10 protein-coding genes are annotated in these 12326 nt (G+C 63.2%); 2 read left to right on the plus strand and 8 right to left on the minus strand.

Going from position 1 to position 12326, the window contains the following annotated elements; all coding sequences use genetic code 11:
• The 7 genes from K1X74_18015 to K1X74_18045 all read right to left on the minus strand — a co-directional run.
• A partial coding sequence (locus tag K1X74_18015; GenBank protein MBX7168238.1) for a type II secretion system GspH family protein occupies positions 1–436 on the minus strand: 436 nt, incomplete at its 3' end.
• The gene (locus K1X74_18020; GenBank protein ID MBX7168239.1) at positions 433–1581 is read right to left on the minus strand and encodes a type II secretion system GspH family protein; all 1149 of its coding nucleotides are present in this window, start codon (positions 1579–1581) and stop codon (positions 433–435) included. The genes K1X74_18020 and K1X74_18015, both read right to left, overlap by 4 nt.
• Before the next feature lie 37 nt (positions 1582–1618).
• Positions 1619–2953, minus strand: a complete 1335-nt coding sequence (locus K1X74_18025; protein MBX7168240.1) for a type II secretion system F family protein — start codon at positions 2951–2953, stop codon at positions 1619–1621.
• A gap of 51 nt (positions 2954–3004) precedes the next feature.
• The gene (gene tadA / locus K1X74_18030) at positions 3005–4723 is read right to left on the minus strand and encodes a Flp pilus assembly complex ATPase component TadA (protein MBX7168241.1); all 1719 of its coding nucleotides are present in this window, start codon (positions 4721–4723) and stop codon (positions 3005–3007) included.
• Positions 4724–4997: 274 nt separating this feature from the next.
• The gene (locus K1X74_18035; protein MBX7168242.1) at positions 4998–6143 is read right to left on the minus strand and encodes a type IV pilus twitching motility protein PilT; all 1146 of its coding nucleotides are present in this window, start codon (positions 6141–6143) and stop codon (positions 4998–5000) included.
• 515 nt (positions 6144–6658) lie between these two features.
• Complete coding sequence (gene tadA / locus K1X74_18040; protein ID MBX7168243.1) at positions 6659–8365, minus strand: Flp pilus assembly complex ATPase component TadA; 1707 nt, start codon at positions 8363–8365, stop codon at positions 6659–6661.
• 439 nt (positions 8366–8804) lie between these two features.
• Complete coding sequence (locus tag K1X74_18045) at positions 8805–9257, minus strand: hypothetical protein (GenBank protein ID MBX7168244.1); 453 nt, start codon at positions 9255–9257, stop codon at positions 8805–8807.
• 48 nt (positions 9258–9305) lie between these two features.
• Between K1X74_18045 and K1X74_18050 the strand changes: the two genes are divergently transcribed.
• Together K1X74_18050 and K1X74_18055 are read left to right on the plus strand one after the other, a co-directional pair.
• A complete protein-coding gene (locus K1X74_18050) occupies positions 9306–10241 on the plus strand; it encodes a hypothetical protein (protein MBX7168245.1) in 936 nt (311 codons plus the stop codon).
• Positions 10242–10470: 229 nt separating this feature from the next.
• On the plus strand, positions 10471–11814 hold the full coding sequence (locus K1X74_18055) for a hypothetical protein (GenBank protein ID MBX7168246.1): 1344 nt from the start codon (positions 10471–10473) through the stop codon (positions 11812–11814).
• Between the two features lie 33 nt (positions 11815–11847).
• Here K1X74_18055 and K1X74_18060 read toward each other — a convergent pair whose 3' ends face one another.
• Entirely contained in the window at positions 11848–12219 is a 372-nt protein-coding gene (locus tag K1X74_18060; protein MBX7168247.1) for a 4a-hydroxytetrahydrobiopterin dehydratase, read from the minus strand.
• Positions 12220–12326: the final 107 nt, after the last annotated feature.

Below are 12326 nucleotides of genomic sequence, written 5' to 3' on the forward strand. Positions count from 1 at the left end.
CGTCCTTCACGATTTGTGCGTCGCCAGCGTTGACCACCCGGTAGGGAACAGCCCCGAAGGCCGTGTAGTGATCGACGGCGTTCGTGAAGATTGTCACCTGACCATTGGTGGCGCCAAACAACGCATCGACGTCGGAATCCGGCATCCTGTCGCCGTCGCTGTCGTACCGGGGAATATCGGGAATGCCGTCGGCGTTGTCGTCGATGAGCGGGTCGATCGGCACGCGGCGGCTCAGATACGATCCGTAGCGCTGCATCAGCAGCGCGTGCAATTTATTGACGACCGAGATCGTGCGTTGCCGCTTGGCCGATTCGCCGGAGACGTACAGCGCGCCCAGCGTGAGCGAGGCCAGGATGCCGATGATCGTGATCACGACCAGCATCTCGACCAGCGTAAACGCGTGCCGCGAACGTATTGTCCGGCCGCCATCGCTCATGGCTTCGTCACCGCGTCGCCCAGTTGCTTCTCGGTAAAGCTCGTCACGTTGTCGGCCTCCGAACCGGGGGCCGCCTCACTCTCTCCCGACCCTTGGTGGTAATATCCACCCCCCCCGGAGAGCAGCTTGATCCGGTCGAGCACATAGTCGTCCAGCTTGGTAATATCGTTGTTGAAGCTTTGCTCCGTCGTGTCGTCGAACTTCATATCCTGCCCGGCGAAGACGATCTGGTATTTTCCCTCGCCCGCGTATCGCGGCACCCTGGTCGCGGCATTGAGAGTCTGCGCATACGGCTGGGCGACACCCCACTGCTTCTTGATGAGGTTCATGCCCTCCGCGGTCGCGGGCGGGTAGAACGGATGGGAGTCATACGAGCCCGCATCGAAATAAACCAGCGGCGGGGTGCTCTCGACATCGCCGACGTCGGGCACCGCCTCGGGCCAGCCGTCGCCGTCGGAGTCGACCAGCTTCAAGCCGCCGAATTCAAACAGCCGATCGGTGCGGCGGGAGGTATACAGCGTCGTTTGTGGAGTGGGATCGTCGCGAATTTCGCGTTGAATCGGGTTCCGGGGATCGGCCGCGAATCGGGTCAACTCGACCGTGTATGGACTCGTGCTGGTGATGTGCGGAATTCCGCCCAGCCAGAACACGAGCGATTCGGCCGCATCGAGCGTTTCCAGACTGAGTCCATCGGGGAAGGATGGATCACTCCGGGTCGCCGCAGCGAAGTAATCGTGCAGGTCGGCATAGGTCGACGGGTCGTCCCAGGTCGGATTAGTGCCGTCGTTCCAGGTGCTGGGCTGCGTGAATCGGGGAAACATCGCGCGCAACACGCGACGAAAGACTGCTTGGCGCGCGTCGACCGTGACCCCCGTACCGGCAAAAGTCTCATTGACCGTTCGCGTGTCCCCACACGTCACCGGATACGTCGAGTTCTTCTGCTTGAAGTTCTCCAGCGCGATCGTCAACTGGCTCATCGTCGCCGAGACCTTCGCGTTGCGGGCCGCGGTACGCGCGGGACCAACCGCCGCCAGGATCAGGCCGGCCAGAATGCCGACCACGATGATTACCATCAGCAGCTCGACCAGCGTGAACCCACGCCGCCGCCGGGCCAGGACGCTCTTGCAGGTTGCCTCCGCGCTCATCTGGGTGCTCTCCTTGTGTCCGTGGATCATGGGGGGGCTATTTGCTCAGGTTCTGGATCAAGTCGATCAACGGCAAGAACAACGCGATGACGATGAACCCGACCATGCCGCCGAGCACGACGATCATCAACGGCTCGAGCAGACTGACGAGGCTTTCGGTGAGCACCGTCACTTCTTCGTCATAGGTGTCGGCCACCTTGTAGAGCATCGTGTCGAGCTCGCCCGTCTCTTCGCCGACGTCGACCATGTTCACGACCAGGTCGTCGACGATCCGGTTGTTCAACTTGAGCAGGTACATCAAAGGGCCCGCCACCGGCGTGACGAACAGGGCCCAGAAGAACAGCGCCACGGGATGGAAGCCCGGCTTCGAGAACTCCTTCATCGGCTGCGCGATCGATTCACCTTCGCGGATCGATTCGTAAATCTTGCCGTAGAGATACTCGAACACCGTGTTGCCGGCCGTCTCGCGGGTGATGTTCAACGCCTCGAGAATCGGCACGCCCGAGGCCACCAGCGTGCCGAGGGTCCGGCTGGTCCGGGCCATGGTGTTCTTTTCGAGCAACTGGCCGAAAACCGGCATCTGGATGGTGAACAAGTCCCAGCCATAGGCGCCGGCCTTGAACTTGCGCACCAGCTTGACGAACAGCCAGATGCCGATCGGGATGGCCGGGATCAGGTAGAAGTAGTTGACGGTCCAGTTCGAGACGTCGATCAGGACCTGCGTCAGTTTGGGCAGCGTCAGATCGAACTCCTCGAAGATCTTCTTAAAGGCCGGCACGATCTTGATCATGATGAACACCAGGATCAGGATGGCGACCCCGACGACGACGATCGGGTAGATCAGCGCGCCTTTGACCTTGCGCTTGAGCGATTCGCTGCGTTCCTTGAACTCGGCCAGGCGGCGGAGAATGACTTCGAGCGCACCGCCCGCCTCGCCGGCCTTGATCATGTTGACGTACAGCCGGTCGAACGCCTTGGGCGACTTGGCCATCGCCTCGGACAGCGTCGAGCCGCCTTCGATGTCGTCGCAGACGTCAATCAGCGAGTTTTTCAGCCGGCCGGGCTTCGCCTGCTGCTCGAGAATCCGCAAACTGCGCAGAATCGGCAAGCCGGCGTCCTGCAGAATCGACAACTGCCGCGTGAACGTCGTCAATTGCTTGCCGCCGACGCCGCCGATGGCAAACGACTTCTTCTTGCCGCCGGTCTTCTTCTTGGCGGCCGCGTCTTTGCGGCTTTTCTTGACGGTCAGCTTGGTGACGAAGTAGCCGCGCTGACGAATTGTCGCTTGCGCTTCTTCTTCGCTCTGGGCATCGATCACGTCCTTGATCTCGTTGCCCGCCGCATCCATCGCTTCGAACTGAAAACTGGGCATGGCTCGCTACTCTTCGTCGGGCGAATAAATCGCGTCAGTGTGGGGAGTGGCTTAGGCTTCCAAAATCGTTTCGCGGATGACTTCGTCCATCGTGGTCATGCCGCCATAGGCCGCGTCGAGACCCGCGTCGCGCAAGGTGACCATGCCGAAGCGCCGGGCCGCTTCGCGCAGCTCGTCGGTCGTCACGTTGCGGATGATCATGTCGCGAAGGTTGTCGTTCATGATCATCAGCTCGAACAACCCGACGCGCCCCTTGTAGCCGGTGTTGTTGCAGGCATCGCAGCCGCGACCGCGGTAGAACTTCTTGCCCTTGACGTCCTCGGGCGTGAGCTGCAGGTCGGCCAGCATGTCGGTCGTGACGCTGGTTTCCTCGCGGCACTGGGCACAGATTCGCCGGACCAACCGCTGGGCCAAGATCGCCTCGACCGTGGCAGTGATCAAAAACGGCTGAATACCCATGTCGCGCATCCGCGTGATCGTGCTGGGGGCATCGTTCGTGTGCAGCGTGCTGAACACCATGTGCCCCGTGAGCGAGGCCTGCACCGCGATTTCCGCCGTCTCCAGGTCGCGGATCTCACCCACCAGGATCTTGTCGGGATCTTGTCGCAAGATGGCCCTGAGGCACGCGGCAAACGTGTTGCCGATGCCGTGGTCGATCGGCACTTGCACGATCCCGTCGATGTCGTATTCGATCGGGTCCTCGGTGGTGATGATCTTGTCGTGGGGCGAATTGAGCTCGTTGAGCGCGCTGTAGAGCGTGGTCGTCTTGCCCGAACCGGTCGGCCCGGTGACCAGCACGATGCCGTTGGGCTTGCCGATCACTTCGCGGAAAGATTTGAGCGTCGGCGGGTTCATCCCGACGTTGTTCAAGTCGAGCGACACGACCGAGCGGTCGAGCACCCGCATGACTACACTCTCGCCGAACATGGTCGGCAACACGCTGACGCGCAAATCGACCGGGTGGCCGCCGACGGTCAGCTCGATGCGCCCGTCTTGCGGCAGCCGCCGCTCGGCGATGTCGAGATTGGCCATGACCTTGATGCGGGTCGTGATGGCGAAGGCCAGGTGCCGCGGCGGCGGGACCATTTCGTAGAGCACGCCGTCGGCCTTGATGCGGATCTTGAACTCGTCTTCGAACGGCTCGAAGTGCAAGTCGCTGGCGTGGTCTTTGATGGCCAGCAGCAGCACCATGTTCAACAGCTTGCGGACCGGAGCGCTGTCGGCCATGGCCTCGACGTCGGCCAGCTCGATCGGGCCGCCGCCGCTGAGCGACGCGATCGCCTTTTGCAGGTCGGTGTCGTCCTCCATCTCGCCGACGAGCTTTTCCACGCTCTCGCCGGCCGCCGAATAGTAGCGGTCGAGCGCGGCCAGCACGTCGCGCTCCGTGGCCACCACCGCGCGGATGTCGTAGCCCAGGAAGTTGCGCAGCTCGTCGAGCATCGAGAGCTTTTGCGGGTCGCAGGTGGCGATGACCAGCGTGTTGTCGCGGAAGCTGACCGGCACGATCCGGTAGAGCAGCGCCATCGGCTCGGTCACATATTGCAGCACCTCGGGCGGGACCACGGTGTCGCCCAGGGCAATCGTCCGCAGGCCCATCTGCTCGGCCAAGGCCTGGGCCAACTGATCGTCGGTGATCAGGCTCATGCTCTCGGCAACCTTACCCAGCAGCTCGCCGGGCCGGTTCTGCTGCTCTTCGAGCAGCATCTCGAGCTGTTCGTCGGTGATGAAACCGAGATCGACCAGAATCTGTCCGAGCCGCCGCATGGCCATGGGTTGACTGTGCCTGGGGTGCGTGATGCTGAAAGTGCGAGGTGTTACGAGTCAGACGGAACCGTCGTTGTTGGCGCGAACCGCGCGCCGCCGCGCGTGCGCACGAAGGGATACGCAGCGATTCCCTACGCCGGCTGGCGCCTTCCTGGCCTTTCGGCGATCCTGCCGAAAGCGGCCCATCCCCACGGCCCATCCCCACGGCGCTGCCGTGCCCGCTAGCCCCCACGCCGTGCCGCCGCGCGTGTGTGCGCGACGGACGTCCGCGGAGAGTCGCTCAGCGTTGCTTCACCGGCTTGCCACGCGATTCGTCCTGCTCGCCCTCGCCCGCACCGTTCTCCTCGTCAAACAGCCCCCGTTCGGCCCGCGCGATTCTGGCCGCCAAATCGTCCGGTCGATTGCACCGGAACATGCAGTCTTCCTTCGAGCAGGTTCCGCTTTTCCAGAGGCGGAACAAGGCATCATCGAGCAACTGCATCCCGTATTTGGCCCCGGTCTGGATCGATGACGTGATGCGAAAGGTCTTGTTTTCGCGGATCAGGTTGGCAATGGCCGGCGTGACCACGAGCATCTCGTGCGCGGCGACGCGCCCGCCGCCGTTTTTCGGCAGCAAGGCCTGCGACAGCACGCCAATGATCGACGTCGACAACTGCACGCGAATCTGTTCCTGCTGGTTCGACGGGAACACGTCGATAATGCGGTTCACCGTGCCTTCGGCGCCGGTCGTGTGCAGCGTGCCGAAGACGATGTGCCCCGTTTCGGCCGCCGTGATCGCGGCCTCGATCGTTTCCAGATCGCGCATTTCGCCGACCAGGATCACGTCGGGGTCCATCCGCAGGGCCCGGCGGATCGCCTCGGGAAAGCTCGGCACGTCGACGCCGATTTCCCGCTGGTTGACCGTCGATTTCTTGTGCTTGTGATAAAACTCGATCGGGTCTTCGATCGTGATGATGTGGTGGTCGACCGCCTCGTTCAGGTGGTTGATCATGCTCGCCAGACTGGTGCTCTTGCCCGAGCCGGTCGGCCCAGTCACCAGAAACAGCCCGCGGGGCCGCATGATCAATTCCTTGCAGACGGTCGGCAGCCCCAACTGCTCCATCGTCAGGAACTTGTTCGGAATCTGCCGCAACACCATGCCGATGTTGCCGCGCTGCTTGAACACCGCGACGCGGAACCGGGCCTGTTCGCCAAACGCGAACCCGAAGTCGCAACCACCGACTTGCTGCAGCTCTTGCTGGCAGCGGTCGGGCGTGATGCTCTTCATCAGGCCGACGGTGTCTTCCGATTCGAGCACCTTGGTGTCGAGCCGGCGCAAGTGGCCGTCGAGACGGATGACCGGGGGTTGGCCGACGGCAATGTGCAGATCGCTAGCGCCCGTATTGACGATGGTCTGCAACAGCTTGTCGATCAGGATCGTGGCCATGCGATTCTCTTAGCCCTTAGCCCTGCTGCCGGCGAGGAAACTGCGGTGGCGGAAGGGCGCCGACAGCGCCCGTTCGGGGGGCCAGCCGCGCACCTCTCCCATCCAGGGCGCAAGCGCCTGCGACGCGACCGTACCCGACGGCGAGTTCCCCAACTCGCGCGGCGACCGGTTGACCCGTCGAGACGTTCGCGAGACGTGTTCCGAGCGTCGTCGCGCTGGCCGAAGAATCTCGTCGAGCCCGGCCCACCGCCGTTCCGCCTGTGCACGGCATAGGGGTCGTAGGCGAGAGATTATTCGGCCGTCGCGCACCGTACGCCAAATCTGTCGTTCCGAATTTGCAGTTTGTGTTTCCAAACGCCCACGGTCCTCCGGCACCGCCCCCCCGGCGAGGCACGCCGAACCGCGAGCGACTCTCCCAAATCCGAGCAAACCAATCGCAACCAATTTTGCGAGTCCCTGACCGTCGCCTGCGGCCCCGTGTGGACCAGCGCGGGGCACCCGACTGAACCCCGAGGCTACTCCGTCTTCTTGGCCACCCGGAGAATCTCCTCCAGCGTGGTGATCCCCTTCATGGCCTTGAGGATGCCGTCCTGGTACAGCGTGCGCATCCCGCCTGCCGTAGCCACTTTGCGAATTTCCTGCGCCGACGCCCCCTGGAATGCCAACTCGCGGACCTTCGCCTGCATCAGCAACAATTCAAAGATCCCTAGGCGTCCGCGGAAGCCCGTCCGCTGGCAGTTTCCGCACCCTTTGCCACGCATGAACTGGGCCTTCGCTGCCATCTCCGGCGGGATCCCAGCGGCGTCCAACTGGGCATCCGACGGCATGTACGGCTGCTTGCACTTGGTGCAAACGACGCGTACCAATCGTTGGGCCAGGATGGCGATCACGCTGCTTACCACCAAATAGGAGGGTACGCCCATGTCGATCAAACGTGTAATGGCACCGGGCGCATCGTTCGTATGTAATGTACTAAATACCAAGTGTCCAGTCAGAGAGGCCTGAATTCCCATTTGGGCTGTTTCCGAGTCACGCATCTCACCCACCAGGATCACGTTCGGGGCCTGGCGGAGCATGGCGCGGATGACGCGCGAAAAATCGAGCCCGATGCTGTGCTTGATCTCCACCTGGTTGATCCCCGGCAGGTAGTACTCGACCGGGTCCTCGGCGGTAATGATCTTCCGGTCCGGCCGGTTCAGCTCGTTCAGCGCGGCATAGAGCGTGGTCGTCTTACCCGACCCGGTCGGCCCGGTCACCAGGATGATCCCGTTCGGGCGTCGGATCAGGTTCTTGAAGTTGCGGAAGTCCTCGTCGGACATCCCCAACTGACGCACGCCGACCTTGATGCTGTCTTTGTCCAGGATGCGCATGACGACCGACTGCCCGTGATTGGTCGGTAACACGCTCACGCGCAGATCGAGCTCCTTGCTCCCGACCGTCACCTTGATGCGGCCGTCCTGGGGTCGGCGCCGCTCAGCAATATCCATTTTGCCCATGATTTTTATGCGCGAAAGAATCGCCCCCAACAGACGCCTGGGAGGGCTGTCGCGCTCGATGAGCACACCGTCGATCCGGTACCGCACTCGGATGCGGTCTTCGAATGGTTCGATATGGATGTCCGAGGCCCGGAGCTGAACCGCCTCGGTGATGATCAGTTGTACGAGCCGGACGATCGGGGCTGCCGATTCGTCGACGACGTCTTCGTCGCCCTTGTCTTCTTCGGTCTCCGTAAAGTCGATCGCCGTGTCGGTGAACTCCTGGAGCATCGAGTCGGCGCTTTCGCCTTCGGTCTGCCCGTAAAAGCGATTGATCGCTTCGCTGATGCTTTCCCGCGGAGAAACGGCGATTTCGACCTTCCGATTGATGATGAATCGCAGCTTGTCCAGCGCGTCCAAGTCGTCGGGATCGCTGACGATGACCTTCAGCGTTCCGTCCTCGAGCGCCATCGGCAGCACCATGTTTTCCCGGGCAAAACTCTCAGGAACCATCTCAATGACCAAGGGCGGAATGACCACCTCGGCCAGATTGACAAAGTCGAGATTGTGCGCTTGGGCCACGGCCCGCATGACCTCTTCGCCCGTGGCATATCCCAGGCGTACCAGCGCGTCGCCTACGTTCATGTTCGAGGCCTTGGCCAATTGCTCGGCCTCGGTGAGCTGATCCCGGCTGATCACGCCCTGGCGAATCAAGATGTCCGTAAACGAGCGCATGCTGGTCGCCATGCTCCAAAATTCTCGCAGCGAAAGGGAAATGCGATTGTGGTTCGACCGACGCAAGCCGAACGGGGCGTCGCACCGAGGCGCGAAGCCTTGATATCCGCGGAAGTGCCGAGATGCCAGCCTCTTCTCACCGCGCAACGGCCCAACCGGGATGCCCCGGGCACTGGCGGCCGCCGCTGAGGACGGCCCCCCCCGGAGGTCTACCGGCAAGGACGAGATTAGCGCCGGGAGAAGCGTCTCGGGGAGTGTTCCGGTCCTGCCCCAAGCGATAACCCGAGATTCCGTCCACACTAACGACCGCCCGCGGAAACGTCAAACTTTGTGATCTCAGGCGCCGCACAGCCGTCAGAGACCCAACCGTCGACAAAAAAAGCCGCCGGAGAGACAAGCTCTCCGGCGGCCGCATTGCGATATTCTGAGCAGGGTTGGAGGGCAGCCCGACCTAGTCGCGTTGCCGCGGACCCTGGAACGCCTGGCGGATCTGGTCGCTCAGCCGTTGTGCGGTCCCCTCGGTCTCCGGTTCTTCCACCGGTCCCTCGAAAGGCTCGGCGACCGGCGGGATCAGCTCCAATTCGCTCTCGGCATGCTTTTCGCCGTCCGCCGGCTCGTGCAACTGCTCACGCGCCCGCCCGCGCAGCCGGTCGGCCTCGGTCCGCAAGCGGTCGGCCGATTCGAATTCGTTGATCGATTCCAGCAGGTCCGCCGCATCGTCGAGCTTGCTCGCCGCCATCCGCAGATGGGTCAACAGGTCCGTCGGCAAGCTCATAGGCAGCGAAGCTTCGAACCAGGGACCCGCCGCCTGGCCCATGCCGGGACCAAGGAACCCCTCAGCAGGCAGCTCGAACTCAAAGGTTTCGCCCGGAGCCACCTCGCCAAACATGGCCGGCGGCATCATCGGGAACCCACCCAGCCCAGGATGGTGACCAGAGTGAGGACCGTGCCCGTGCGGCGGGCCGTGCGGATGAAACATCGGGCCGTGATGGCGCATCCAGGGGCACTGCGCCGCTTGCGGGTGCACGTGACAGAACGGGCAAGCGCCGGGACCGTGTTCGTCGCCGGGATCGTGTTCGGCGCGTGCATGGTGATGACCCTGCCCGGCGTGATGATGACCATGCCGGCAATGAGCATGCCCGTGGTGCGCGGCATGATCCGAATCGTCGTCGTCATCCTCGTCATCGTCATCATGCCGGCGGCAACGGGCACACCGCTCGTCGCCATCGCCTTTGCACTTGTGGGCCTGCTTGCCGTGCTTGGGATGATGGCCTTTGCCGTGCTTGGCCTTCCGGCAATGTTCGCATTCGTGGTGGTCGCACTTCGGGCACTTCGATTCGCGCTCGCAGCATTCGGCCTCTGCTTCCTGCTCCTCGTCGCACTCCTCGTCTTCGCAGTTAACCAGTTCGATCTCCAACTCGCCCTGATCGCTTGCCTGCACCTGCGCGGCCAGCCCCTGGCGACACAGCTCGGTCAGGAACTGGGCGACATGCTCATTGCTGATCTCCGCGGCCGGCTGTTCGGGGCACGTCGATTCGTCGCACGGCGAATCCGCGACGAACACGCTGCCTTCGAGGACGCTGGGCCCGGTGACTTGCATCAGCTCGAGGATTTCTTCGGCCTGTTGCGCGGCCAGCGGCGCGAGCGGGTCGGCACATGCCTCGGGGCAATCGTCCCCCGCCGCCGCGCAGGCTTCGCCGCAAATCCGTTCGATCAACACGGCCGGCAGCGGGATCGCCAGCGGTACGGTTTCGCTCGCCGCCGCTCGGCATCCATCGGCGCACCCCCCCGCCGTGGCTTCCGGCGGGCAGGCAGGCTCACCGGCGAGCAAGGCTGGCGCCCTGGCGCCAACGATCAACAGCGCCACCACGAAAGGCGCCCAACGTAGTCCGGAATACGTGCGCATGGCCTTCATCTCCGCGAGAGCTCAAGGGACATCGCCCGAGGCAGTCACCTCGGCGCGGGGCGGGATTATACGAATCGCCGCGCGCGGACCGAATGTCAGTTGGCGCTGCGGGCGGGCCGCCGGCGGCAGATTCGCTGGCAATGCTGGCGCGATCTCAGTACAAGAAGGCGAGCGCCGCACGGCCTTTCTCGGAACAGGAGGACAGCCATATATGCCGCAGCCCATACTCATTGCTCGGATCTCGCACCTGTCGTTGATCGTCGCCTGCTTGTCGCTGGAGCTCACCGTGGCCGTTGCGCCGGCGGCCGAGCCTGCGCCGGCCGAAGGCAAGCTGTCGGTCGGCAATCGCCAATACAAGCTGACCCAGGCCCTGGCCTATGAAGTCAAACAAGATGACGTGACGTCGATCACGGTCGTGCTGAGCGATCGCCGGATTCCGGTCGACGAGATCAAACGCTGTCTGGGCGAAAACGACGGTAGCGACGACTCGCTTTCGCTGACGCAGCCGCACGTCAAGTTGAGATACAACGCCGAGGGCCAAATCGAAAGCATTTCGAGCTGGGCCGACAATTCGTCGTTCTTTACGAGCCAGGGACTCGAAGGCCAGCTGGAACACGATGGCGACCGCGTGCGCGGCTCGGTCCAACTGAAGCCACCGGACGACCCCGACGAGAAGTTTCAGCGCAGTTGCGACGCGCGGTTCGACGTGGTGCTCGGACTCGCCGCGGCGTCAACCAAGCCGGCTGCGACCGGGCCGGTCAAACCGATGGTCGCGGGCAAATTCCTGGGCAACCGCCAACCGAGCAAGCTGGCCTTCGTCTCCGCGCGATCGATCGAGCCGTTCAACGACAAGCCGGCCTTCGAGCTGATCTTCACCGAACGCGATCACAGCCAGGACAAACAGGCGCATATCAATGCAGCGTTCGGCCGCTTCGGCAGTGCCTTGATCATCTCGCTCAACGACGACGGCGGGGTCTTTGGCTGCCAGGTCGTGCATACCGCGATGAAAAAGCAGGGCTTTTCGGCGCTGGGACGCATGCGCACGGGCGAGTTCGAACTGGGCGAGCAATCGATTCAGGGGCAACTCACCACCGACGGCGAAGACGAGTTCTTCGGCGAAACCTGGGAGGTCGACCTCCGGTTCGCGGCGCCTTTGGCCAAGTCGGCCAAGAAGATCGCCAAGCGGGCGCCGGCGCCCCGGGACGACGAACCATCCGACGAACCACCGCCCCGGCCTGTCGCCGCCGGCGACGCGCCGAAGGTGGCCGAATTGAAGTGGCCCGCCAGCGCCACCGACTTCGAGTACAAGAAACTCGTCGAGCAGATCAAGTTCAAGAGTGCAACCAAGCATCAGGCCCTGGCCCGGGAGATCCAGCAAAGCCTCAAGCAGCAGGGCTGGGAAACCGACGGCAGCGATCTGATCGCGCAGGCCTCTTGCATTCTTCGGCGCAAGAAGGGTCCTGCTGAGTTGACGATCTTCGTCAAGCCTGCCGCCAGCGGCAGCGAAGTCACGGCGATGACCGAAGGGCTCGACTGGAACGTGGTGCCGAAATAACGGGCCACTTCGACGGGTGACCGCAGGCGACGATCACCCAGTGGAGTTCTTGACCTGCACCGGCACCTGGTCGATCTTGGCCGCGAGGATGAAGTCGTTTTCCGACAGGCCGCCGATCGCGTGGGTCCAGATTTCGATCCAGGCGTGGCGATAGCCTTCCAAATGCACGTCGGGATGGTGCTGCTCGGACTCGGCCAGGCCCGCCACGTGCTGAAAGAACTCCATCGCGGCGACGAAATTCTTCATTACCCAGTCTTTGCGGATCCGCTTGCCCTCGTGCGTCAGTCGCCACCCGGCGAGCGTTTGCAGCTGGTCGGCCGCTTCCCCCGTTGCGTAAGGGCGGACGCCGCCTTCGCAGGGCACGCAATGTTTGGCGGCCAACTCGTCGACCGATTGCGACACCATGGCAGATTCCCCGAAGAAACCGCGGCGCCTTGCCCGCTAGCGCGCGATTATCGGCCTTTGCCACGCGGCGTCAATGCAATTGACCGTGTGCGAATCGGGGTGGCCGG

This window comes from Pirellulales bacterium (assembly GCA_019694435.1).
GTDB lineage: Bacteria > Planctomycetota > Planctomycetia > Pirellulales > JAEUIK01 > JAIBBZ01.